Annotated in this window: 15 protein-coding genes; 11 read left to right on the forward strand and 4 right to left on the reverse strand. The window is 39.2% G+C overall.

Features of this window, described 5'->3' with window-relative positions:
• Positions 1–32: 32 nt before the first annotated feature.
• From R2R28_RS04340 to R2R28_RS04350, 3 genes are all read left to right on the forward strand, one after another.
• Complete coding sequence (locus R2R28_RS04340; protein ID WP_316824482.1) at positions 33–1,712, forward strand: alpha-amylase family protein; 1,680 nt, start codon at positions 33–35, stop codon at positions 1,710–1,712.
• A gap of 182 nt (positions 1,713–1,894) precedes the next feature.
• Complete coding sequence (locus tag R2R28_RS04345) at positions 1,895–3,271, forward strand: MFS transporter (protein WP_316824483.1); 1,377 nt, start codon at positions 1,895–1,897, stop codon at positions 3,269–3,271.
• A gap of 170 nt (positions 3,272–3,441) precedes the next feature.
• Positions 3,442–5,373, forward strand: a complete 1,932-nt coding sequence (locus tag R2R28_RS04350) for an alpha-amylase family glycosyl hydrolase (protein WP_316824484.1) — start codon at positions 3,442–3,444, stop codon at positions 5,371–5,373.
• 136 nt (positions 5,374–5,509) lie between these two features.
• Here the strand turns inward: R2R28_RS04350 and R2R28_RS04355 are convergent, their stop codons facing one another.
• Positions 5,510–6,115, reverse strand: a complete 606-nt coding sequence (locus R2R28_RS04355) for a hypothetical protein (RefSeq protein WP_316824485.1) — start codon at positions 6,113–6,115, stop codon at positions 5,510–5,512.
• 1 nt (position 6,116) lies between these two features.
• Positions 6,117–6,617 carry a sigma-70 family RNA polymerase sigma factor gene (locus tag R2R28_RS04360; RefSeq protein WP_316824486.1) on the reverse strand — a complete coding sequence of 167 codons (501 nt, stop codon included), beginning with the start codon at positions 6,615–6,617 and terminating at the stop codon, positions 6,117–6,119.
• Positions 6,618–6,773: 156 nt separating this feature from the next.
• Between R2R28_RS04360 and R2R28_RS04365 the strand changes: the two genes are divergently transcribed.
• The 8 genes from R2R28_RS04365 (at position 6,774) to R2R28_RS04400 (ending at position 21,602) form a co-directional block, all read left to right on the forward strand.
• Positions 6,774–7,328, forward strand: coding sequence for an RNA polymerase sigma factor (locus R2R28_RS04365; RefSeq protein WP_316824487.1), 555 nt, complete (start codon positions 6,774–6,776; stop codon positions 7,326–7,328).
• 1,009 nt (positions 7,329–8,337) lie between these two features.
• Positions 8,338–9,417 (forward strand): FecR family protein, encoded by a 1,080-nt coding sequence (locus R2R28_RS04370; protein ID WP_316824488.1) that lies wholly within the window; start codon positions 8,338–8,340, stop codon positions 9,415–9,417.
• 181 nt (positions 9,418–9,598) lie between these two features.
• Positions 9,599–12,895, forward strand: a complete 3,297-nt coding sequence (locus R2R28_RS04375; protein ID WP_316824489.1) for a SusC/RagA family TonB-linked outer membrane protein — start codon at positions 9,599–9,601, stop codon at positions 12,893–12,895.
• A 17-nt stretch (positions 12,896–12,912) separates the two neighbouring features.
• A complete protein-coding gene (locus R2R28_RS04380; RefSeq protein WP_316824490.1) occupies positions 12,913–14,508 on the forward strand; it encodes a SusD/RagB family nutrient-binding outer membrane lipoprotein in 1,596 nt (531 codons plus the stop codon).
• Between the two features lie 282 nt (positions 14,509–14,790).
• Positions 14,791–17,130 carry a family 20 glycosylhydrolase gene (locus tag R2R28_RS04385; RefSeq protein WP_316824491.1) on the forward strand — a complete coding sequence of 780 codons (2,340 nt, stop codon included), beginning with the start codon at positions 14,791–14,793 and terminating at the stop codon, positions 17,128–17,130.
• Positions 17,131–17,377: 247 nt separating this feature from the next.
• Positions 17,378–17,779 carry a hypothetical protein gene (locus R2R28_RS04390; RefSeq protein WP_316824492.1) on the forward strand — a complete coding sequence of 134 codons (402 nt, stop codon included), beginning with the start codon at positions 17,378–17,380 and terminating at the stop codon, positions 17,777–17,779.
• A gap of 159 nt (positions 17,780–17,938) precedes the next feature.
• Positions 17,939–19,498: a S10 family serine carboxypeptidase-like protein gene (locus tag R2R28_RS04395; RefSeq protein ID WP_316824493.1), complete on the forward strand. Its 1,560-nt coding sequence runs from the start codon at positions 17,939–17,941 to the stop codon at positions 19,496–19,498.
• A gap of 1,141 nt (positions 19,499–20,639) precedes the next feature.
• Positions 20,640–21,602, forward strand: a complete 963-nt coding sequence (locus tag R2R28_RS04400) for an acetyl-CoA carboxylase carboxyltransferase subunit alpha (protein ID WP_316824494.1) — start codon at positions 20,640–20,642, stop codon at positions 21,600–21,602.
• A gap of 288 nt (positions 21,603–21,890) precedes the next feature.
• On the opposite strand, the gene R2R28_RS04405 is transcribed toward R2R28_RS04400, so the two are convergent.
• Together R2R28_RS04405 and R2R28_RS04410 are read right to left on the reverse strand one after the other, a co-directional pair.
• A complete protein-coding gene (locus R2R28_RS04405; protein WP_316824495.1) occupies positions 21,891–22,445 on the reverse strand; it encodes an REP-associated tyrosine transposase in 555 nt (184 codons plus the stop codon).
• A gap of 522 nt (positions 22,446–22,967) precedes the next feature.
• Entirely contained in the window at positions 22,968–26,012 is a 3,045-nt protein-coding gene (locus R2R28_RS04410; RefSeq protein ID WP_316824496.1) for a DUF2723 domain-containing protein, read from the reverse strand.
• Positions 26,013–26,223 lie beyond the last annotated feature (211 nt).

Here is a 26,223-nt window from a genome sequence, read left to right on the forward strand (position 1 = left end):
TTTCATCCTTTGCACAAAAAAAGCGTACAAAAATGAACGATAAACAAATCGTTATTTACCAGTTGTTACCCCGTTTGTTCGGGAATAAAAATACCGCTAATATTCCTTATGGTACCATTGAGCAAAATGGTTCGGGCAAGTTTAACGATATTACCGATAAGGCCCTTGATGGCATAAAAGAGCTCCATGTAAACTATGTTTGGTATACCGGCGCCATTGCCCATGCCAGCTTAACCGATTATTCGGCATACGGAATTAAAGTTGATGATGCTGACGTGGTAAAAGGCAGGGCTGGTTCGCCCTATGCCATCCGCGATTATTACGATGTGGATCCCGATTTAGCTGTTGATGTTAAAAACAGGATGAAAGAGTTTGAGTCTTTGGTGAAAAGAACACATGCCAAAAACTTAAAGGTTTTGATCGATTTTGTACCCAACCATGTCGCCAGAAGTTACCATTCTTTTGCAAAACCAAATGGGGTAATCGATTTTGGGGCACAAGATGATATAAACAAAGCTTTTAGCCCTAAAAATGATTTTTACTATATTCCAGGCCAGGCTTTAATAGTTCCTACAAATGGACAAAAAACGCCACTTTCTGCTTTACAGAATAGTAAGTTTGAAGAAAACCCTGCAAAAGCCACCGGAAATAATGTGTTTTCAGCCCAGCCCAAATACGACGACTGGTACGAAACCATCAAGTTAAATTACGGGGTAGATTATCAAAACGGTGAAAAACCTTATTTCGATCCTATTCCACCGGTTTGGCTTAAAATGCGGGATATTTTAACCTATTGGACAAAAAAGGGAATAGACGGTTTTAGGTGCGATATGGCCGAAATGGTGCCTATTGCTTTCTGGAACTGGGTAATTCCACAGGTTAAAAAAGTAAATCCTGACCTGATTTTTCTTGGAGAAGCCTATAATCCACAGGTTTACAAACAATATTTAGATGAAGGTAAATTTGATTACCTCTACGATAAAGTGGGCTTATATGATGGCCTTAAAAAATTAATCAGAAATGAACCAACTGCAGATGTAGCAGCGATTAAACACGTATGGCAGGTAGAAAGTGCTGGTTTTGGCAAACAGATGTTGCGCTTTTTAGAAAACCACGATGAAGAACGTATTGCATCGGCAGGATTTGCAGGTAAAGCTGAACTGGCTTTACCTGCAATGGTTGTTTCGGCAACACTGGGCGCTGGTCCGATAATGCTTTATTTCGGACAGGAAGTTGGCGAACCCGGCAAAGGTCAGGAAGGTTTTGGCGGTGACGATAACCGCACCACTATTTTTGATTATTGGGGTGTTCCGAACCACCAGAAATGGATGAACGGCGGATTGTTTGATGGCCATAAATTAAATGCTTCACAACAACATTTAAGGGCTTACTATAAACAGTTATTAAAAGTAACTTCAACAAGTGATGCTGTTGTTAATGGTGGAATTTACGAAGTGCCTGTTACCGGCAATATGAATAACCGCATGTATGCTTTTATCCGTTACACTGGCAAACAGCGTTTATTGGTAGTGGCCAATTTCGACAGAACGCAAACCTTAACCGCTAATATCGAAATCCCTGATCAGATTTTAAAAGTTAAAAATTCATCGCCTGTTACAGATTTGTTGACCGATAAAAAATTAAACATCCCTGCCGGAACAAGCATACCGGTAAACGTGGCGCCGGTGAGTGCACAGGTGATAGAGTTTTAAAACAATTAACCACAGCGCACACAAGGTAAAGGCACAGAGAAACACAAAGAATATTTTACCTCAGCACACTCTGTGTACAACTCGGTGCCCTCTGTGGTATAAAGAATAGAGCGGGGTTGGCGCAGAATTTATTAAAGCAAAAGAAATATAACGCCATGCGCTAAGCGCTTAAACTAAACAAAATGACCTTAAAAACAATATTCGAGAACCCCAAGTTAACACTCGCACAGATCATTAACATGAGTGTGGGGTTTTTCGGGATCCAGTTCGGTTGGGATTTACAACGGGCCAATATGGGGCGTATTTACGAAAACCTGGGTGCCAATCCCGATCAGGTTCCATTATTGTTTTTAGCAGCACCTTTAACCGGATTGCTGGTTCAGCCGATAATCGGTTATCTGAGCGATCGTACCTGGCACCCAAAATGGGGCAGAAGAAGACCTTATTTTATGATCGGTGCCATTGTGAGCAGTATCGCACTGATTTTTATGCCACACAGCAGTGTATTATGGATGGCCGCCGGTTTACTCTGGGTTTTAGATGTTTTCGGCAATATTGCCATGGAGCCTTTCCGTGCTTTTGTGACCGATAAATTACCCGATAGCCAGGTTAACCGGGGTTTTATTATGCAGAGCATGATGATTGGTTTAGGTGGCAGCGTAGCTTCGGCATTGCCATGGATTATGAATAATGTTTTCCATTTAACCAATACAGCAACGCAGGGCAATATTCCCGAAAATGTAAAGTTCTCTTTTTATATCGGTGCATTTTTCTTTTTCGCTGCTGTACTGTGGACGGTTTTTACCACAAAAGAATATCCGCCACAAGATGTAGATTTTAAAGAAAAGGTGAAAGAAAGCAATAAAGGTGTTGGAGGCGGTGCCCGCGAAATTTTTCATGCTTTAAGCAACATGCCCAAAAGAATGCAGGTAGTTTCTTTAGTGCAGTTTTTTACCTGGCCGGGTCTGTTTTTAATGTGGTTTTACTACACCACAGCTGTTGCAGTAAATGTTTTTGGTGGCAAAGATGCTGCCGATCCGGTTTATGCGCATGGAGCCGATTTTGGAAGTTTAACCCTTGCTTATTATAGTGTAATCACCTTTCTGTTTGCGCTGGTTTTACCAAAAATTGCCGATGCATTGGGTCGTAAAACCACACATGCACTGTGTTTAATCTGTGGTGCAATTGGCTTAATCAGTGTGGCCTGGGTGCACGATAAAAATATGTTGTATTTATGTATGACGGGGGTTGGTATTGCCTGGGCCAGTATTCTTTCTATGCCCTATGCCATGTTGAGCGGATCGTTACCTAAAGATAAAATCGGGATTTACATGGGGATTTTCAACTTCTTTATTGTATTGCCAGAAATTATTGCTTCGCTGGGGTTTGGTTGGTTAATGCGCAATGTGCTTAATAACGACAGGCTTTTAGCGGTACAATTAGGTGGTGGATTGATGGTTTTGGCCTCGATAATCTGTTATGTATTGATCCGCGAACCAAAGAAAACTGATGAAGTTTTAGCATCAAAACTCGAAGTAGAAGAAAATAGATCTGTATAGAATTTAAGTTTCCAGATCTGTGGGGATACAGACCTGGGAAATGGCAAGAAAAAATTAACCACAGCGTACATAGAGAAAATGCACATAGAACACAGAGTTGATATGTGGTATTATTTTCTCTGTGAAAAACTCGGCGACCTCTGTGGTAAAACCAATAATCATCTAACCAAATGAAAAAAAATATTAACCGCCCTGGTTCATGTCTGCACGAAACAAAAAGAGCCAAAACGATCATTTACCTGTTGTTATTGTTAGTAGCATGCAGTACTGCCTGTAAAAAAGCATCAGATGCTGGTATCGGGCCTACACCAACCAACCAAAAAACTGATCTTCCGGCTGGAGCAAAAGATGGTGTGGTGTTTATCAATAACGGAACATCGGCCATTGTATCCTTATATGCGCCGAACAAAAAATCGGTTTCGCTGATCGGCGAATTTAACAATTGGTCTGCAACTGCCACCCCGATGAAAAATACAACCGATGGCAATTACTGGTGGGTGCAGATCGATAATTTAAATCCTGGTACAGAATATGCCTATCAGTTTTATGTGGATGGAAACTTAAAAGTTGCCGATCCTTATTGCGAAAAAGTGCTCGATCCCGATAACGACCAATATATTACTGCTGCAACTTATCCGAATTTAAAAACTTATCCAACAGGTAAAACCACTGGTATAGTAAGTATAATGCAGGCCAATCAGCCCGTTTATGGCTGGAAAAATAGCAATTTTACCCGTCCGGATAGAAATAACCTGGTGATTTACGAATTGCTGATCCGTGATTTTACCAGCGATCATAATTACGCTTCAACATTGGCCAAACTTGATTATTTAACTGGTTTGGGGATCAACGCCATCGAATTAATGCCTGTAAACGAGTTTGAAGGGAATTTAAGCTGGGGTTATAATCCATCATTTTATTTTGCCCCCGATAAGTATTACGGTACCAAAACCGCCTTACAAAATTTTATCGATGAATGCCATGGCCGCGGCATTGCTGTGATTATGGATATGGTTTTAAATCACTCTTTCGGACAATCGCCGATGGTACAATTGTATTTTGATGGTTCAAAACCCACTACAAATAGCCCATGGTTTAATGTTGATGCCAAACACCCTTTTAACGTAGGTTACGATTTTAACCACGAAAGTTTGGCTACCAAAAAGTTCTCAAAAGATGTAATGAAATTCTGGATGCAGCAATATAAAATTGACGGTTTCCGTTTCGATCTTTCGAAAGGATTTACACAGAAAGCTTCTACAGACGATTCGCAGTTCAGGTTATATGATGCCAGCCGTATTGCCATATGGAAAGATTATAATGCTTACATCAAAAGCCTGGATCCCAATTTTTATGTGATTTTAGAGCATTTTGCCGAAGAATCAGAAGAAAAAGTATTGGCCGATGATGGTATGATGCTTTGGAACAACCTGAATGTAAACATGAACGAAGCTACAATGGGCTGGCTGGGCAATTCTAATTTTCAATGGGGCTTTTATGCCAGCCACGGTTTTACCAGGCCGGATGGTTTGGTTACCTATGGCGAAAGTCACGATGAGGAACGCCTGAACTATAAGAACATCACCTATGGAAATGCTTCCGGTAGTTATACAATTATAGGAAACCTGGCTACTTCCTTAAAAAGAGAAGAACTTGCCGCGGCATTCTTATTCAGCATCCCCGGACCAAAAATGATTTGGCAATTTGGCGAACTGGGTTACGATATCAACATCGACTTTAATGGCAGAACAGGAGAAAAACCGATTAAATGGGATTATTATAGCGACCCGAACCGCAAGGCGCTGTACGATGCTTATGCCAAATTTATCAGGTTAAAAAAGAATAACAGTATTTTTAATTCAGGCACTTCTACCTATAACCTGGCAGGGGGTATCAAATACATTAAGTTAACCGAAGGAAGCAATACCGTTGTGGTGGTTGGTAATTTCGATGTGGTAAGCCAAACCGCTAATATTGATTTCGGAACAGCTGGCAGCTGGGTAGATGCGGTTGGAAACAATGTTAATCTTGCAACCAGCACTTACGCACAAACTTTAGCGCCTGGAGAATACCATATTTTTAGTAGAATAGCTTTAAAATAAATTAATTACAGACCTCGCAGGTTTAATTTATGGCTTATATTGGCCTCATTGAGGGCTATGCCGTTTAAAAACCTTCGAGGTCTAAACTAAACTCCCTGGCCTCGGTTCGTGTCACCACGAACCGAAACTTAGTTGATTATTCCATCTCCGCTAACAACCCTTTTAGCCGGTTTAGGTATTGGCCAAAATACAGGTTAAAAGTATACCTGCTTAATACATAATGTACGCCAATTACACCTGCATATATCAATAAACGTAAAGGCAACATCATCGATTTAATAGCCTCTATTCCGGGTATTAAACGCATCCTGTTATTTTGGATTAATAGTTCTGTTACAACAACAAGGATCAAAATCAGGCCCCTTATAACATTAAGGTAAAGGTTATTATTGCTAATTAACTGCTTTACTTTTCTTTGGATGTCATTTTTTACCGGGCCATTATTTTCTTCCAGATTATTGATCAGTTTGAGGTTTAAATAATAGTAAACAGAAGTTAGCGGCAACACCATAAATGCCATCCATATCAATAAACTATGTTTCATCTCCGGCGAAATGGTGGTCATCACTACCAGAAAAGCAAAAAGTATTGGTAAAATAACCACCTGTTTTCTGAATGCCTTTTTTAGTTCGGATAAAGGTGATTCCATTTCTTTTTTGGTGGCGGTTATAATATCAAACTTTTGGTGGTTTAAATCTACCGAAACACTGTTCCAGCTATCTTTTAAATTATCTAGTTCCATCTTATTTATTGTTGGTAAAGGTTCTTAATTTGTCTTTTATGCGGTTCATTTTTACCCGCAGGGTGGCATTACTGATACCTAAAATTTCTTCCATTTCATCGTACGATTTATCTTCCAGATAGAGCATTACGATTGATTTTTCTACATCGTTTAACTGCTGGATGGCAGTATATAATTGTTGATGCTGTTCCTCCTTCAACCCAATATCTTCCTCATAAGGAATCTGGATGTTCTGCAGTTCCACATCGCTGGTTTGGATGTTGCGCTTCTGCTTGCGGAAATTGGTAAGCGCAGTATTAATGGCAATGCGGTACAACCAGGTGCTAAATTTAGCTTCGCCCCTAAATTTGGGGTACGATTTCCAAAGCTGGATAATAATGTCCTGGTATAAATCCTGAATATCGTCATGGTTGTTTGCGTACATGCGGCAAACTTTATAAATCAAAAGTTTATAGTCTTTTAATTTTATTTCGAATTCTATTTCTAAGTCTGTCTTTTTCAAAATCTATTTTTTGCCTGATGAGTATATACTTTAGAAAAAAAGTTACAGCGATGAATTTTTTTTATACAAATAGGTGGAGAAATTTACACACATCAAAATCTGTAGGTAATAATCTTGTTGTTTTTAGTTAATATTGTGATAACAACTAACAACTTAATGGATAACAAATTAGCGCATCACTTATTATGGGAACGATTACGAACTGGCGATAAAGATGCGTTTTTTGATCTCTATTCAGCACTTTATTATCCTTTGGTTAATTTCGGGATCAGGGTTTGTGCCGATGCCGACACGGCCAGCGAAGCTACCGACCTGGTTTTTACCACCATTTGGGAGAAACATGAAAGTTTAACCCGGGTTGACAATGTAGAAGCTTACCTGCGTACTTTCTTAAAGCGAAAGTTACTCCGCATTCTTGAAAGGAAACGCAAAATTAACGATGCGCTTTTTAATGCCGGGGCCGATGGCGATTGGATGGAAATGAGTTACGAAGAGTTTATTGTTAAAGTACAGAGCGATGAACTGGTGCAGCACCAGCTTAAAAATGCACTCGAAAAATTAACCTTTCGTCAGAAACAGCTGATCCATTTAAAATTTTTTGAAGGTTTAAGTTACGAACAGATTGCCGAACAGAGCAATCAAACCATCAAAACAGCTTATAATACCATTTACGATGCACTTAAAATACTGAGAAAAGAATTTAATGCATAAATCTTTGCGTTTCGTCATTTCCACCGCAGTGGAGAAATCTAACAAACAGAACAAAATTTGTGAATCTTTCCTGCCAAAACGTAGTTTTCGCTCATATTAGGGATATCTTTGTTTTGAAAACGAATATTCTCTGTTACCGAAATGCTTCTGCAATTGCTTTCCAAAAATAAGTAGTTATCTAGATTATTCAGGCATGATCTGAAAACGAACAGATCCATCTCCGTGGCCCCTTTAGCCCCGTTATACACTCCAATCTTTTTATTGCAAATTCAACCCATCAGGCAATATGTTTAGTCGAATCTATTTTAGGCAATAAAAAGGATTTCCGTTGCTACCGGGTTTAGGAATAATGGGTTTGTGCTTCTTGGGGGCGCCCGTTTTCCATCCTGCACCCTCAATAACAAAACAGCCTGCGCCACCTAAACCTGATAGCAGCGGTACGAAGTATAGCGGATAGCAGGACTACCGTTACCAAAATGCTTCTGCAATTGCTTTCCAAAAAAAAATATGTAGTTATCTAGATTATTCAGGCATGATCTGAAACCTGCAATCTATTTTTCATTGGTGCTGTAGTCCTCGTTCCGCCTTGCTTCACTGTGGGGCTACCCGCTCTGTTTATTTAACAACAGTCTGTTCCTGCTAATAAAATTACTAAAACTTCCGAAATCTTCCCTGCGCTCAAACCCTTTTAAACTTTCGGAAGGTACGCCCAAGCTTCGCGTTAACAATAGTAGCGGCATCCTTTTGGTGTCATCCTGAGCGTAGTCGAAGGATAACCAAAAGATACAGCGGATAGCGTGTTAAAACGCCCAAATAAAAATTTACTTAAAACTTCCGAAGTTTTTCCCGTATTCAGCCCCCTTTAAACTTCGGAAATTGAGTTTACGCAAATTAAATTTCTTTATTTAAACCTATTACAGCGCACATATTCGGTAATGTTAAAAAAAAGTTAAAATTTCCTTAGGAAAAAGTAAAGCTTTTGGGCACTGATATATAAAAGGCAAAAAGAATGGTTGATAGAAGTAAGTTCAATGCAGAAGACTTTCTCGTCGATAGCACTTTCCAGCAATATTGCGCCGGAACAGATAAGCTATGCATTGGATATTGGGAGAAGTACATTAATGTACATCCTGAACAGGTTGAGGTAATTGCAGAAGCAAAAAAACTTTATGCAATATTAAGTGGGAACAAACGTCCGCTGGTTACACAGGTAGAAAATTTTAAGGAAAATATGTTTCCTGTTGAAGAAGAGAAGGTTGTTAAACTACAGCGCTATTTGTGGCTTAAAATTGCTGCAGCAGTAGTTTTGGTGCTGGGATCGGTACTGTTGTATAACCTGTACCACCATTATAACGGAACGAAAAATGTAGCACAAATGGTTTATACTTTTGCTACAAAAAGCGGCGAACGTAAAAAAATTATTTTGCCAGATGGTACTTCTGTTTTGTTAAATGCCAGAAGTATTTTAGCTATCGCTAAAAACTTTAACGATAAATGCAGGGAAGTTAGCCTAACTGGTGAAGCTTTTTTTGATGTTAAACACAATAAGGATAAACCTTTTAAAGTACATACTTCCGATTTTAACATCAACGTATTGGGTACTGCCTTTAATGTAAAAGCCTACCCGGATGAAATAAGCTCGGAAGCCACTTTAATCCGTGGTTTAATTACCATGGAGGGAGTAAACGGAAATGGCGGTGTAATTACCCTAAAACCAAGTCAGAAGGTTACGTTTTACAAAACTGTCATCCCTCAGCAAAAAAATAAACTGGTTAAGCCTACTAGCCCGCAACCCGAAATTACCATTAACCATTATACCAAGATTAAAGACAGCACGATTGTAGAAACGGCATGGACACAAAACCGCATCGAAATTTACGACCAGGATTTTGATGAAATAAAAAATGTACTCGAAAAATGGTACAACGTAGAGATCAGTTTCACCGATCCGGCATTGGAGAAATACCGTTTTACCGCAACCATTACTAATGAGAGTATAGAAGAAGTATTACACGCACTAAAAGCAACCGAAAATAATTTTAAATATGAGATAAAGGGAAAACGGGTGATTATCTCAAAACAGGAATAAAAAAAGGACGGTGTTGGAGCACCGCCCTCTGAAATTTCTCTTTTGATCAATTAATGGCAGTTTATGCGCAAACAGATTGCTGCCAAGAACTTATGCAACCAAAAAAAACAAAAATATGATTTATTATTACTTACTGCAAGGGCGCCCAAAATATAAAGCGCTCCTAAAATTCATTATGCTAATGAAACTAGCCTGTATTATGGTTTTCATTACCTGCCTTAATGTTTCCGCATCGGTTTTTTCTCAGGAAAAAATTTCATTAGATGTTAAGAAAACAAAACTGGCCAGGGTTTTACAGATTATTGAGCAGCAAAGCAGTTACCATTTTGTTTACAGCTCTTCTTACGTTCCTGTTAATAAGGATGTAAGCATTACTGTAACCAATACGTTGGTTACCGATGTTTTGGCAGCCATTTTAAACAGAACGAACCTGAAATATTCTGTTTCTGATGGAGGTTTAATCGTTATTAGCAAAAATAAAGAAGTGCTGATTACCGGCGTAGTGAAAGACGCGAAAGGTTATCCGTTACCAGGGGCAAGCCTGCGTATAAAGGGCAGTAATATTGGTACAGCTGCTGATAATAGTGGTAAGTTTAGTTTAAAAGTTCCGGAAAACAGTGTCCTTATTGTTTCTTACGCGGGTTTCGAAAATAAAGAAATAGCCATCGGTAGTGAAACCAATTTTGAAATTGTTTTATTAGAAGATAACAAACAACTAAATGAGGTAGTCGTTACCGCTTTGGGCATTAAACGTGAGCGCCGATCGCTGGGTTATGCGGTTAGTGAAGTAAAGGGCGAAGACTTAACTAAAGCCAGAGAAAATAATATCGCCAATAGTTTGGTGGGGAAAGTGCCCGGGTTAGATATCAGTTCTACTTCTGGTGGTGCAGGTGCTGCTACAAGTGTGGTTATTCGCGGCGCATCCAGTTTAAGTCAAACCAACCAGCCATTATATGTAATTAATGGCGTACCAATGGAAAATAAACCAACCGGACTTAATAACATCAACCCGAACGGAAATTCGGGCGGGCAATACGATAATGCTCCTGATTTGGGTGATGCTATCGGGAATCTAAATCCTGATGACATCGAAAGTATCTCTGTTTTAAAAGGTGCTGCAGCCTCGGCTTTGTATGGTTACCGTGCTAAGGCGGGCGTAATATTAATCACTACAAAAAGTGGTAAAGGTAATTCTGTTGAGTACAGCACCAACTATGTGGCCGAGCAAGTGATGGATAGAACGAATTGGCAATATGTTTATGGGCAAGGTGCACTTGGCCTTAAGCCTACAACAGCTACTGGTGCTGCGCAGGTTGGTGGCTCTAGCTGGGGCGCAAAGTTGGATGGATCGAATGTGGTTCAGTTTGACGGGGTAAGCAGACCTTATTCGGCCCAAAAGGATAATATCGAAAATTTTTATCGCACAGGCGGAACCTGGACCAATACTTTGGCTTTAAACAAAAGTTTTGAAGGGGGAAATGTTCGTTTATCTGCAAATAACGTAGCAAACAATTCGGTAGTACCTAATTCGGGTCTCGATCGTCAAAATTTTAATTTATCTGGTAATTTTTCGCCTGTTAAGCGGTTAACTATCGATGCGCGGATGAACTATATCCTGGAGCAGGTAAAAAACCGCCCGTTTGTTTCTGATGGAGCGGGTAATGCCAATTATAATGCTGCATTTTTACCTACCAGTATCAATATTGAAGATTTAAAGCCGTGGAAAGATGGCACTGGTAAGGAAATTCCTTATAACTCTGGAAATGTATTTGCTACAAATCCTTGGTTTGCCGCAAACGAATTTGTAAATGATACCAAAAGAAACCGCCTTTTAAGTTCAATTATTGCAAAATATACATTTGATAATGGCTTGTTTTTACAAGGCCGGGCAGGTAGAGATGCTTATGATGATTCGTATAAAAACGTAGTGCCTTCAGGTACAGCTTATTATGCAGCTGGTAAAATTGCGCAACAAGAAACCAAATTTGCTGATTTGAATGCAGATGTACTTTTGGGCAAAACGTTTTCTATAAGCGACTTTACTTTAACGCCAAATTTGGGCGCCAGTTACAGGCGTACAAGCATTGTTCAAACTACAAATAGTGGTTCCGATTTTGCAGTATTTGGTGTGTACAATATTTTAAATGCCAGAAATAAATCAGTAGCTTATTCAGAAAGTTTAGCCGAAACACAATCTGTTTACGGAACCCTCGAGTTTGCATATAAAGATTTATTTTATTTAACAGGAAGTTTACGTACCGATTGGTTTTCAACATTGGCCAATCCGCTTAAAGACAATAAATTATACGTAACCTATCCATCAATTAGTGGCTCTTTTGTTTTCTCCGAACTTTGGAAACCTTCATTCCTTGATTTTGGTAAAATAAGGGCTGGTTACGCCATGGTTGGGCAGTCAACAGACCCTTACCAAACCATATTAACCTATTCTTTTAGAAGCGAAACGTTAAATGGCTCACCTTTGGGCATCATCAGCAATAATAACATTCCAAATGGCTCTTTAAAAGCATCAACGGCCTCTGAGTTGGAATTTGGTACAGAGATGCGATTCCTTAAAAACCGCTTGAGCCTTGATTTTACCTGGTACAATAAAAAATCAAAAGACGAAATCTCTTTTGTTAATACAACAGGGGCCAGTGGCTATTTAGCAGCGGTATTAAATGCCGGCGAAATTAGAAATAGAGGAGTTGAAATGTTGGTATCAGGCGATGTTGTTAAAAATAAAGATTTTGTTTGGACCTCTTCTATTAATGCTTCATACAATGATAACAAGTTGGTTTCATTAGCCAATGGGGTTGATGAGCAATTGATAGCTACCTCGAGATCGGGAGTAGGCTTTCTTAAAAATATTGTAGGCAAGCCAATAGGTCAGGTGATGGCTTTCGATTATCAGTACGATAAAAATGGGAATGTAATGAATGATCCTTCAGGTACTCCATTAAAACAATTGAACGCCTACGGTTCGGCTTATAACAAATGGTTTGCAGGCTGGAATAATGAATTTAATTACAAAGGAGTAAGCTTATCCTTATTGATTGATGGTAAATGGGGCGGTAAAGTTTTTTCTGCTACAGATTATATGGGTTATATATTTGGTTTACATCAGGAAACTTTACCCAACAGGGAAGTTTATGATGCACCAAATGGCACAACACCCCCAATTACGGCAGCTAAATATTACGAAAATTTAGCCAACAACAACTCATTTAAGTTTGTGCAGGATGCGAGTTTTATCAAGTTAAGGCAAATTGTTTTGGGTTATAACTTTCCAGCCAAAATGTTCAATAATAAAATAGGCGGCTTAAATTTAAGTTTTGTTGCCCGTAACCTGGCCATTTTGATGAAGAAAACCGATAATATCGATCCTGAATCTAGTTATAATGCAACATTCCCTGGTTTAGAGCTAGGTGGAGTACCCCCTGTTAGAACTTTTGGTTTTAACCTAAATGTTAAGTTTTAATCTATAAACCAAAAACAATGAAAACGAACATATTTAAAACATATAGCTTTCTTTTAACCGTAGGCATTATTATGCTTGCAGGTTGCACCAAAGATTTTAAAGAAATTAATACCAATCCGGTGGCTTACGGGCCATCCAGTTTTGATCCTAATTATACCTTTACCACGGCACAGCTTACCTATACCGGCAGTACCGATTTTGCATATGATACCTGGCGTGGCAATCTTATCTATTCCTCAACAATGATGCAAGGCTTTTCTACGGTAATGAGCTATTGGGCAGGTGATAAATATTTGCTTAATGAGGGTTATACTTCCGCTTATTGGGGCACATCAACAGTAGGTGCTTACATAGAGCAGGTTAGGCCAATTGTAGATGTTGTAGAGTTTAGCAGGGGTAATGCAAAATATAACAACATTTATCAGGTTGCCCGCATTTGGAAAGCCTTAATTTTTGAAAGGATTACTGATTTGTATGGCGATGCACCTTACTCTGAAGCAGGCCAGGGTTATTATAAAGCTATCCTTACCCCAAAATACGATAAACAGCAAGCTATTTATGCCGATTTATTGAAAGAAGTAGATGAAGCTACAAACGCCATCAATTTATCAGGAGATAAAGTTACCGGTGATGTAATTTTTAAGGGCGATTTGCAGAAATGGCAACGTTTCGGTAACTCGTTAATGTTGCGTTTGGCGATGCGTTTGGTAAAAGTAGATGAAACCACAGCCAAAGCTTATGCTGCTAAGGCTATTGGTAAAACCATGCTCGATAATAGCGATAACGCAATTTTAACCCACGATGTTGTTGGAGGCCGCGTAACCCAAAATAGAAACAATCAGATATTACTGGGCGATGGCGGACCTGAAAATTATTACGTAAAATGGTCTAAAACATTTATAGATCAGTTAAAAGGAACAGCAGATCCGCGTTTGGCCAAAGTGGCAGTAACCAAACTTTATTTATCAGAAGGCTCGAAAGATCAAAACCCTGGTTTTGATGCCAATCCTGCAGTACAAAAAGGGATGCCAAATGGTAAAGATCTAAGTGGCGTAGCGGCAACCGACATCAGGCAAGATGCCACATTTACAACTTTTCCAGATTATTCATCACCCAACCCGGGTATGTTAAAAAGAAATGGAGCTACCTATATTTTAACCTATGGTCAAACAGAATTATTATTGGCCGAGGCAGCACAAAAATGGGGCATAGGAGGTACTGCAGCTTCACATTATAACAATGGCGTAAAGGCTGCTATAACCTGTTTAGATGCTTACGATGCAACTTTGTCAATTCCTGCTGCTAGTGCCGATGCCTATTTATTGGCTAATGCCTACAACCCGGCAATTGGTTTACAACAAATTAATACACAATATTGGGTGCTAAGCAATACCATGATGGATTTTTACGAAACATGGTGTAATTGGCGCAGAAGTGGTTTTCCGAACTTAACCCCGGTAGTTTTCTCAGGTAATGCTACAAATGGCACCATTCCACGCCGTTTTCCTTACCCGGTATCAGAAGCAGCTATTAACGGTGTTAATTATAAAGCAGCATCTGCGGCCGTAACCGGAGGCGATAACCTTACAGGTAGGGTTTGGTGGGATAAATAGAAATATAAATCATCCCGGTTTATAATCTGGCCGACAATACTTGATGTATTGTCGGTTTTTTTGTTTTAGTCTTTTGAATTATATTTTAGGCATTTAGCCATATTATAATCATCCAATAGTTCATGTTTTTATGCCTGTCAAACGTTTGCGCATAACTTGCTTAAGCGTATGGAAAAGTTTGGTTTATCTTTAACTTATATCAGTATGCTTTTCAACATGGAGGCTGTGCAATTTCTTCAAAATAAAATACTAAACATAATTTATACTAATTCAACGATTTACATGAGACGCATTCTATTTACTGTTGGTTTATTGATCATCACTCAGGGTTTTTTATTCGCTCAAACCGATAGTACAATTGTTCAATCAATACCCAATATTAAAGAAATAAAGACTGGCGATAAGAAAGTTATATTTCCTGAAAGCCCTAGGGGTTATTCATTGGTATTTAAAGGGAGTAATCGTACACCGGTTGTTAATTCATCTGGCGGTATTACGACTCCCCTGGTTGCCACAAAAGTAAACCTGTATTTCGAGCTGGTTAGCAAGCTAAGTGATTCGATAAAGTTTGATGTATCAAAAGAAATTCTTGTTCCGGGCAAATTTTCAGATGAAGGCACTAACCCCCAACCTTTTGTTATTCCCGCTTTACGCGAATGGCATGGCGGTAACGGCGATTTCTCTTTAACAACCTCCAGCAGGATCGTGTTGGATGCCGCAAATGAAAAACAATTAAAAAATGCGGCCAATATTTTAAAACAGGAGTTAAAAGATCAGTTAGGATTTAACTTATTAATTGCGAAAGGTAAAGCCAGGAAAGGAGATATTTTTTTAACGCTTAATGCAACAGACAAAAGCATAGGTGAAGAAGGTTATTACTTTAATACAGCGGATTATATTACCATTAGTGCCATAAAATATCAGGGCTTATTTTGGGGCACGCGGACTTTATTGCAATTACTGGAACAGAAAAATACCATTCCGCATGGGATAGCGAGAGATTATCCTGAATTTAAGGTTCGTGGCTTTGTGCTGGATGTAGGGCGTAAGTTTTTTAGCCTGCAGTTTTTAAGAGATTATGTGAAATTTATGTCTTACTATAAATTGAACGATTTTCAGATCCACTTAAATGACAATGGCTTTAAAAAATATTTCAATGATAATTGGGCTGATACCTACTCGGCTTTCCGTTTAGAAAATACAACCTACCCGGGGTTAACGGCGAAAGATGGTTCTTATACCAAAAAAGAATTTATCGCTTTGCAACAGTTGGCCAATGATTACGGAGTGCGCATTATTCCAGAAATTGATGCACCGGCACATGCGCTGGCCTTTACCAAAGTAGTTCCCGAAATTGGTAGTAAAGCCTATGGTATGGATCATCTTGATCTCCATAACCCACTTAGTTATACGGTTATGGAAAATGTATTTAAAGAATATATTTCTGGTAGTTCGCCTGTATTTATGGGCAAAGCGGTACATATTGGTACAGATGAATATGCCAAAAAAGATGCTGAAGTTTTCAGGGCTTTTACCGATCACATGATTAAATATGTAGAAGGTTATGGAAAAGATGTAAGGCTTTGGGGAGCCTTAACACACGCTAAAGGCACTACACTAGTAAAGGTAGAAAACGTAGTGATGAATACCTGGTATAACGGTTACGCCAATCCTGTTGAAATGAAGAAATTGGGCTATAAGCAAATCAGTACACCCGATGGCTGGCTATATATTGTACCTGCAGCGGGCTACTATTACGATTACCTGAATATTAAAAACCTGTATAATAAATGGACGCCTTCGATGATTGGCGACGTTCAGTTTCCTGCCGGCGATCCAACGATATTAGGTGGCTCCTTTGCCGTATGGAATGATATTGTTGGCAACGGCATTACAGAAAAAGATGTGCACGACAGGGTATTCCCGGCCATGCAGGTATTAGCACAAAAAATGTGGGGTGGAAGCAATACAGTTTTAACGTTCGACGATTTTAATGTTTTGAGCAAAAAGATAGGAGAGGGACCATCATTAAACATTGGCGGAAAGCTTTCCGAAAGTGATGCACCATTTACAGCCCAATTTAATTTTGATAAAAAAGACAATCGAATTAAAACCATAGGCGCCGTTTATACCCCGGGCTACTCAAAAAATGCTTTATCGTTTTCAGGAGAAAATAGTTACGCCAGCTTGCCTTACACTGAAATTGGATATAATTACACCGTTTCCTTTTGGGTAAACCCTGCGGGCAATAATGAAGATAATGCCATGTTATTCAAATCTCCCAACGCCGTTGTAAAATTAAAACAGCATGGTAATGGTAAACTGGGCTTTTCGAGAGAGGGTTACAATATTGATTTTGGCTATGCTTTACCTGAAAATAGCTGGACACATGTAGTAATAACGGGAACAAATAAAGGCACCAGTCTTTATATAAATGGCAAACTCGAAAAGAAATTGTACGATAACTGGATCGTATTTACAGACAAGGACAAAACAAAGATGCGTAAATCCGAAACCCTGTTTTTTCCACTTCAAACCGTAGGCGGATTCAAAGGTAAATTAGATGAATTACAAATTTGGAACAAGGTATTGTCTGAAGAAGAAATTTCAAGCTTAAAATAATAAAAAACACATTTCTAAAATTCGATTAATCAGGAGCCAGCATTGCAATAAGTAATTGTTGGCTTTTTTATGCGCTGAAATCAAGAACTCAATTTTATCAAACGTTTGCGCGGTTATTAATGGAAATATCTTATTATGAAAGCATTATCTTTAAATAACGGGCATTTTTTTAATCTGTAGTATCCCGTATAACTCATAAACGATTTTATTAAACATCCTAGTGCTAACCCTATTTAAACCTAAGAAAATGAAAAAATCAATTACTTTATTGGTGGCAACGCTTGCTTTTACCGTTTGCCTGTTTAGTAGCTTTACGCCAGCTAAAATTACCATTCCGTGTAAAAAAATGCTGCCTCCGGGCGTAATTACCGTTACAAAAAATTTTACCACAAGTAATGGCCTGCCTGCAGTGGCAACACTTCAGTATACTTCCGGCCAGGTGTATTCTAGCATTACCGTAACCATACAGGGAGAAGGAAATGTTCCGTTAACTTCGGTTTCTCACTCAACCGGTACCATTTATGCTGATCGTTTTAAAGGCTATAAAGCCGGATCTTATTACGAATATTTTGCAGATGTTTTGGTAACCGGAAATCCTACCATAGGCTGGCAAATTGCAGAGGCAAGCGCCGAAGCTGTTGTTATTTAAATAATCAATCAGGATAAAGACCTACTGCTTCATCGAAGCGGTTTTTTGCAGAGCCGGCATTGTTAAAAGCAATGCCGCTTTTTTTATGGTAACATTTCTACTGCGGGTTTTGAATAACGAAGCATTAGTTTGATATTTAAGCATCAAACCAAACTTTAAATGAAATCCAGCTTTATACTCACTGTATTTTTGTGTGCAGGTTTTTTTGTACAGGCACAACAAAATCCAAAAAAAAATCAATCAAAAGAGACAGTAACCACCACGCAGGTTACCGTTAAAGATGAACCTAAATCTTCGTTAAACGAAAGAACCATTAAAGTAGAGAGCTCGGTGGTAACCAACCATTCGGTAACTATTGATGGGAAAGCTGTTCCGTATAAAGCTACTACAGGTACACTTCCGGTTTGGGATGAAGACGGAAAAGCCATTGCAGGTTTGTTTTATACTTATTACGAACGCAGCGATGTGCAAAACCGTGATAAAAGGCCTTTGGTGATTTCTTTTAACGGTGGCCCAGGCTCCGCTTCAGTTTGGATGCACATTGCTTATACCGGTCCGGTTGTGCTTAATATCGATGATGAAGGTTATCCCGTTCAACCTTACGGCTATAAAGAAAACCCTTATTCTATTTTGGATGTTGCCGATGTAGTTTATATCGATCCGGTTAACACGGGCTATTCAAGAGCAGTAAGCAAAGATATCCCGACCAATAAGTTCTTCGGCGTACGTGCTGATATTAAATACCTGGCCGAGTGGATCAATACTTTTGTAACCCGTAATAACCGTTGGGCCTCGCCAAAGTTTTTAATCGGCGAAAGTTATGGCACCACGCGTGTTTCGGGTTTGGCTTTGGAACTGCAGAACAACCAGTGGATGTATTTAAATGGGGTAGTGCTGGTATCACCAACTGAATTGGGTATTGAGCGTAGTGGCCCCGTTGATGCAGCCTTGCGTTTACCTTATTTTGCGGCTACAGCGTGGTATCACAAGGCTTTAGCTGCTGATTTACAGGCTAAAGACTTAACAGCCATGTTACCCGAAGTAGAAAATTTCACCATTAATGAGCTCATTCCGGCCATTTCGCAGGGGGGAATGCTGAGTGCTGATAAAAAGAAAGCTGTTGCAGTAAAAATGGCCCGTTACTCAGGCCTTTCAGAAAAAGTGATTTTAGATTATAACCTCAATGTACCTGCCGATTTCTTTTGGAAAGAACTCCTGAGGGATAAAGGTTTTACTGTTGGCAGGTTAGATTCGCGTTACCGTGGTATCGATAAAATGGGTGCGGGTGATGGACCTGATTATAATGCAGAACTTACCTCCTGGCTGCATTCTTTTACGCCGGCCATTAATATGTATATCCGCAACGAGCTGAATTACAAAACTGATTTAAAATATAATATGTTTGGTTCTGTTTACCCTTGGGATAAAACCGGCGACCAAACCGGCGATAACCTCCGTCAGGCCATGGCACAAAACCCTTACCTGCATTTATTGGTACAGTCGGGTTATTACGATGGCGCCTGCGATTATTTTAACGCCAAATATAGCATGTGGCAGTTAGATGCTGCGGGTAAATTGCAAGACCGTATGCGCTGGGAAGGTTACCGTAGCGGACACATGATGTATCTCCGTAAAGATGACCTGAAAACAGCCAATAATCATATACGCGAGTTTATCAAAAAAGCATTGCCAAAAGCAGGTGAAGCCGCTAAATTTTAGTTTATCCGGTTGTCATTTCGACTGGAGTACAACGGAATGCAGAAATCTGATTGCAGGGGTTCGTGTATTCACGAACCTTTTTTGCAAACGTCATCTCCTGTAGCACAGCAAAACGAAGATCTCTGTTTCTTTATTTTTTTTGGAGCGTGGAGGCAGTGTAATGATTATGGTTAGTCCTGCTTTACACTCCGATCTTTTTTATTGTTCATGTCATGCTGAGGCACGAAGCATCTCGCCCCGATGAAACAGATGCTTCGTGCCTCAGCATGACAGCATATTTAAGTTGGTGCTATAAAAAAGGATCTCCGCTTCAATCAGGGCTAGGTAGGTTGGGGCAGTGGAAAAGAAACCCCTCATGGTTGCAGAGACTTATATCATAGCAACTTCTGGTCCCTCGCCGGGGTTCGTGTCTCCACGAACCTTTTTTAACGTAGTTGCCCTTAGGTGGTCAAAAACAAAAAACGTAAGGTGCTGAACCAATTGAAAAGATTAAATACTTGCATAGAAGGTGTTTCATAGTGGCGAGATGCTTCGTGCCTCAGCATGACAGCGTATTTGAGGGTGGTGCATAAAAAAGCTGGTAGGTTGGGCATTGGTACGGAAACCCCTCATAGTTGCAGAGATTTATATCATAGCAACTTCTGGTCCCTCGCCAGGGTTCGTGTCTCCACGAACCTTTTTAACTTAGTTGCCCTTAGGTGGCTCAGGTGGTCAAAAACAAAAAACGTAAGGTGCTGAACCAATTGAAAAGATTAAATACTTGCATAGAAGGTGTTTCATAGTGGCGAGATGCTTCGTGCCTCAGCATGACAGCATATTTAAGTTGGTGCTATAAAAAAGGATCTCCGCTTCAATCAGGGCTAGGTGGGTTGGGGCAGTGGAAAAGAAACCCCTCATAGTTGCACAAACAGGTGTAAAATAAAGCTGATCGGACGGATGCCGCCCTTCGTGGCAGGAGGGAGAGCAGGACGAAACCCCGTGCAAATACCATTGCAATTGCTTTTCAAATTATAAAGAATCATAAAAGGTTATTTGCGATACTAAATTTGACCCTGCGCTAAAGCGATTTCCGCCCAAAAAAACCAAACGAAAAACTGTTGGTTACAAACTAAAAATAATTACTTATTTTTGTGGTTCAATTATGCAGCAGATAAAAACATCATTCGATTTTGAAAAACCTATTGCCGATTTAGTTCAGCAGATAGAAAAGGTTAAGCAAGTTGCCGAAAAAACAAAGGTAGATATGTCTGCCACGTTAGACGAGCTTGATGGTAAATTAGATGAAACTACCAAGAACTTATATAAAAATTTAACTGGTTGGAACAAGGTTCAGATGAGCCGCCACCCTGATCGTCCACAAACCCTTGATTATATTAACATGATCTGCGATGATTTCATCGAGATGCACGGCGATAGAACGGTTAAAGATGATAAGGCAATTATTGGTGGTTTTGCGACCATTAACGGTCAAACTGTTATGGTTATCGGGCACCAAAAAGGTAAAAATACCAAAGAGCGTCAGTTCCGTAATTTTGGTATGGCTAACCCCGAAGGTTACCGTAAAGCTTTACGTTTAATGCGTTTGGCAGAGAAGTTTAACAAACCAGTGGTTTCTTTTATCGATACGATGGGAGCTTACCCGGGTTTAGAGGCTGAAGAACGTGGACAAGGTGAGGCAATTGCGAGAAACTTGTTAGAAATGTCGGTTCTGCGTGTACCTATTATCTGTATTGTTGTAGGTGAAGGTGCATCTGGAGGTGCTTTGGGCATCGGTATCGGCGATAAGGTTTATATGCTGGAGCATACCTGGTATTCGGTAATCTCTCCTGAATCTTGCTCATCTATTTTATGGAGAAGCTGGGATTTTAAAGAAAAAGCTGCTGAATGTTTGAAATTGACTTCTGACGATATGTTTGGTAACAAACTAATCGATGGAATTATCCCTGAGCCGCTTGGTGGTGCACACCAGGATCCGGAGTTGATGGGAAGAACTTTGAAAGATTACCTTATTAAGGATTTAGCCGCTTTGGGTAAATTAAAAACCGATAAACTGATTGAGCAAAGGATTGAGAAATTCTGTGCGATGGGCGTTGTAAACGAATAATCATTAACTTAAAATACATTTAAATCCTGTTTGGTAATGCTGAACAGGATTTTTTTTGCTCACGCTCGTTTCTAACGAGCGTGGAAATAGCTTATCGTTTCTAACGATGTCGAGATGTTTTATTACGATAAAATCGTAAAACTATCGCTGCACTCGTTAGAAACGAGCGCAAACATTTCTCATAGCTGCTCACGCTCGTTTCTAACGGGCGTGTAAATAATACATCGTAATATAAGATGTGCGAAATGCTTTAAAGTCATAAACAATTTAAATATTAAAGTATACCTATTAATCCACATCCAGCCACTCAACCTCTATCGGCCCTCCTAATCCATAATAATTAGATGCAGAACTATAAGTGTAATGCTCGGCGTCAGTTACAATTCCGGCCCTAACTGGATTTTGATGAATATAATTTAATTTTTGAAATGTAAACTCCGGACTGATCAATTCAACTGCATGATACCCATCTTGCCAAACTTTGTAGTTTTCAATACGGGTAATATATTTTGCGGCAAATTCGAACTTATTTAATAACCATTTTTTACGACTTTCATTACCTGAATTAATCTCTTCTATTATTGCCCTGTTTGTGAATTTTTTAAAATCTCTGACGATTTCAAAAAGCTTTACATTACCATTAGCAGATGCAATAAGATGTATATGATTGGTCATTAAGCAATAAGCATAAAGCATTAATCCTTTTTTGGATTGACAATGTTTTAGCGAATTGATAATGATTTCTTTATAGGATAAACGTGTGAATATATCAACCCAATCCACAATAGTGAAAGTTAGGAAATAAATTCCTTCTGGCTCCCCGGCTTGATATTGATCAGACATATATTAAATTTATATATTTATTCGGAAAGATTAATTCTTTTACGATAAAATCGTAAAGCTATCGCTGCACTCGTTAGAAACGAGCGCAAACATTTCTCATAGTTGCTTAGGCTCATTTGTAACGAGGATGTAAATAAGAAGCTGTATTTTACGGTGTTGGTCGCGTATTTTACTTGTTTTTACAATAAAATACTACGTTAGAAACGAGCGCAAACATTCCTCATAGTTGCTCAGGCTCATTTGTAACGAGGGTGTAAATAAGAAGCTGTATTTTACGGCGTTGGTCGGGTATATTTACTTGTTTTACGATAAAATCGTAAAGCTATCGCTGCACTCGTTAGAAACGAGGGCAAACATTTCTCACAGTTGCTCACGCTCGTTTCTAACGAGCGTGTAAATAGCATACCGTATTTTACGGTATTAGTTATATTACTAATCTTTATAAACCTGCGAGGTTTGAATGCAAAAAAAAGCAGCTACAAATTAATGCAGCTGCTTTGTATGCTATTTTTTAGCTTCCGCTTATTGTTGCGGAGCTTGTTGAGGGAAGAAGGCCGACAAGCGACTTTCTAAGCCATTAAATGTTTTCTGAAGTTTATCGCTCAACTTATCCTGACCAGCAGCTTTACTGGTTTTAATCATTCTGTCCAGATAGTATAAACCCGTTTGAATATTCTGTGATCCTGTTAAACCTTTTGATTGTGAAATATCGGCCAGGTAACTTAATTCCTTGTTGATATAATCTCCTGATTTATCCAGGATATCATTTGCCCTTGCGGTTTCACCTAATTTATACAGGTTTTCGGCAACGTAGAATTTTACTACAACCGTACGGATACCGAAGAATTTATCTGTTGGCATTACTGCGAAGTATTTATCTACTACTTTCTTCGCTTCATCTATCTTGCCATCTTTAATCAGACTGCCTGTTAAACTACTGAAGATATTAGTGAAAATAAACGTATCATCCGATGACTGTGGATCTAAATATTTAGCGGTTTTCATATTGCCCCATTTAAATTTAGTCATCACATTATTGTACATGGCAGGCGTATTTAATTGCTCTGGTTTATCATCAGATGCCGTAGTATCAGCTTTTAGCGGTAATAAACGTAAAGCCAATCCTTCGCTGTACAAATACTTGTCTAAGCCATTGTATTGTTCAGAAGGTACCGTAGAAGCGAAGTAAATAGGACGTTTCCAGTTGTTGTGTGCAAGGATATCGAACATGGCCAATGTACCTTTGGTTACATAACCTTTGTTAAATTTCCAGTCCATTTCTGTAGTAATTTTCGCCGCATCAGTAGCCAGAACAGTTCCGGTACTTACTACCTGTTGTGGATCTACCGTGATTTTAAGGTTTTTAGTAGGAAGGAAGTTAGATTTAGATCCATCCTGCATTGGTACTTTATCGCTCTCATCATTCGATAACAATAAATCAACCACGTTTTTAAGTTCTATACTGCCGGCGATTTTATAGTCGTCGTATGGCATTACATCTCTTTCACCCTGCACATATTGCTCAGGTTTCATAGTGATTGGCAATGGTGCCGATTCATTTTGTTTCTGTCTTAAACCGTTGATGTACCAATCCGTATCAAACAAGCTTAAGTTTACTATGCGTACATCCGGACGCACATTTTCCACCTCCTGGATATACCAAAGCGGATAAGTGTCGTTGTCGCCATAAGTAAATAAGATGGCGTTTGGCGCACACGATTGCAGGTAATCCAAAGCAATATCATGCGGAACCAACTTGGTAGAACGATCATGGTCATCCCATCCCTGCTCAGCCATAATTACCGGTGCAGCCAATAAACCAATTACCGTTGCCCCAATGGCACCGGTTGTTGGGGTTAGTTTTTTAAACAGCCATTCTTTAATCGCGAGCGCCCCGAGGCCTATCCATATCGCAAAGGCATAAAACGATCCTACATAAGCGTAATCCCTTTCACGTGGTTCTAATGGCTTTTGATTTAAATATAATACGATGGCGATACCTGTAAAGAAAAACAATAAAGCTACAACGCCGGCATCTTTCTGGTTGCGTTTAAAGTGCCAAAGCGCACCGATTATACCCATAATCAATGGCAAGAAGAAGAAACGGTTATACGCTTTATTATCAACGGTTGACGGCGGTAAATGACTTTGATTACCTCTCAACATAGCGTCAATTGGTTTAATACCACTAATCCATTCTCCTTCAAAACCGCTGCCCTGGCCTTGTTCATCATTCTGGCGACCAACAAAGTTCCAGAAGAAATAACGCATATACATATAACCAATCTGGTAACTGGCCAAAAAGCCAACATTATCAACCAGGTTGGGGTTTTTTGAATCATCCAGGTGCATCCACTCTTTGTAAAAAGCAGCATGTCTGGCATCATCGCTATACATACGTGGTAATAAGGTGTTGTTGTTATATTCGTAGTCGGTTTTTTTGCCTGCCACTTCATATTTATCTTTACCTTTTCTCCAGATCGTTTTTCCTTCAGTTACACCAGTTCTTTCAGAGTTATAATTAGGACCGTAACCTAATGGCCTGTCGCCATATTGCTCACGGTTTAGGTAGCTTAAGAATGAGAAAGCATCTTTAGGCGCACTGTTATTTAAATTTGGATCTGCCTTAGCCCTGATGATAATCATCGAGAAGGAAGCATAACCGAAAATAATCAACACCACAGAAAGTAAACCTAAGTTTAATAATTTCTTTTGGTGTTGGATAGAATAACGGATTCCCCAAACCACTGCTCCGATTAATAAAATGGCGAAGAATAAAACGCCGGTACCAAAACCTAGTCCTAATGTGTTTACGAAAAACAAATCGAAATAAGCGCCGAACGAAACCAGGTATTGGATAATACCATATTGGATTACCGCTAAAATTAAGATACCAACGATAAGTGTTTTGAAAATACCCGCTGTGGTTGCTTTGTCTGTTCTTTTAAAATAATAAATAAAGGCAAGCGCGGGGATGGTTAATAAGTTTAATAAGTGGATACCGATTGATAAACCCATGATATAGGCAATAAACAATAACCAGCGATCGGCACGTGGCTCATCGGCATGTGCTTCCCATTTAAGGATGGCCCAGAATACGATTGCCGTAAATAACGAAGATTGCGCATAAACCTCTGATTCTACAGCCGAGAACCAGAAACTATCAGAAAAAGTATAAGCCAAAGCGCCCACGGCACCTGCACCCATAATACTGATTAGTTTACCAGTAGTTAATTCTTCACCAGCATTTAATACTGTTTTTTTAGCCAATGCGGTGATGGTCCAAAATAAGAATAAGATAGTTGCCCCGCTTGATACAGCCGAACCTACGTTCATCCAGTAAGCAATTTTGGTTAAATCTCCGGCTGCGAAGATAGAGAAGAAACGTTGAAGCATTAAAAATAAAGGCGCTCCCGGTTGGTGAACAACCTGCATCCTAAATGCTGATGCGATAAATTCGCCGCAATCCCAAAAACTTGCAGAAGGCTCTAAGGTTAAAACGTAAGTTATTGTAGCAATTAAAAAGCAGATCCAGCCTACTATATTATTAACTTTTGAATAATTCATTGGTTTGTTTAATGATATTAAAAATGGTTTTCACATAAAAATGCTGCCGAAATTAACTATTCTAGTCGATAAAACAGGTAAAATTTCAGATTGATTTAACAATTTTTAACGGCCTAAGCCTATTAACATCAGCGATTTTAATCTGTTTGAAAAGAAAAACCCGTAAGCAGAAATATTAAAATCTGCCTATGGGTTAAAATTTAGAATGTTT

The organism is Pedobacter miscanthi (assembly GCF_032678605.1).
GTDB lineage: Bacteria > Bacteroidota > Bacteroidia > Sphingobacteriales > Sphingobacteriaceae > Pedobacter > Pedobacter miscanthi_A.

Excerpts from the sequence above, each read along its gene's own strand:
- R2R28_RS04410 (WP_316824496.1), bottom strand. The coding sequence starts at position 26,012 with ATGAATTATTCAAAAGTTAATAATATAGTAGGCTGGATCTGCTTTTTA.
- R2R28_RS04395 (WP_316824493.1), top strand. The coding sequence starts at position 17,939 with ATGAAATCCAGCTTTATACTCACTGTATTTTTGTGTGCAGGTTTTTTT.
- R2R28_RS04390 (WP_316824492.1), top strand. The coding sequence starts at position 17,378 with ATGAAAAAATCAATTACTTTATTGGTGGCAACGCTTGCTTTTACCGTT.
- R2R28_RS04375 (WP_316824489.1), top strand. The coding sequence starts at position 9,599 with ATGAAACTAGCCTGTATTATGGTTTTCATTACCTGCCTTAATGTTTCC.
- R2R28_RS04385 (WP_316824491.1), top strand. The coding sequence starts at position 14,791 with ATGAGACGCATTCTATTTACTGTTGGTTTATTGATCATCACTCAGGGT.
- R2R28_RS04350 (WP_316824484.1), top strand. The coding sequence starts at position 3,442 with ATGAAAAAAAATATTAACCGCCCTGGTTCATGTCTGCACGAAACAAAA.
- R2R28_RS04400 (WP_316824494.1), top strand. The coding sequence starts at position 20,640 with ATGCAGCAGATAAAAACATCATTCGATTTTGAAAAACCTATTGCCGAT.
- R2R28_RS04380 (WP_316824490.1), top strand. The coding sequence starts at position 12,913 with ATGAAAACGAACATATTTAAAACATATAGCTTTCTTTTAACCGTAGGC.
- R2R28_RS04365 (WP_316824487.1), top strand. The coding sequence starts at position 6,774 with ATGGATAACAAATTAGCGCATCACTTATTATGGGAACGATTACGAACT.
- R2R28_RS04355 (WP_316824485.1), bottom strand. The coding sequence starts at position 6,115 with ATGGAACTAGATAATTTAAAAGATAGCTGGAACAGTGTTTCGGTAGAT.
- R2R28_RS04370 (WP_316824488.1), top strand. The coding sequence starts at position 8,338 with ATGGTTGATAGAAGTAAGTTCAATGCAGAAGACTTTCTCGTCGATAGC.
- R2R28_RS04405 (WP_316824495.1), bottom strand. The coding sequence starts at position 22,445 with ATGTCTGATCAATATCAAGCCGGGGAGCCAGAAGGAATTTATTTCCTA.
- R2R28_RS04340 (WP_316824482.1), top strand. The coding sequence starts at position 33 with ATGAACGATAAACAAATCGTTATTTACCAGTTGTTACCCCGTTTGTTC.
- R2R28_RS04345 (WP_316824483.1), top strand. The coding sequence starts at position 1,895 with ATGACCTTAAAAACAATATTCGAGAACCCCAAGTTAACACTCGCACAG.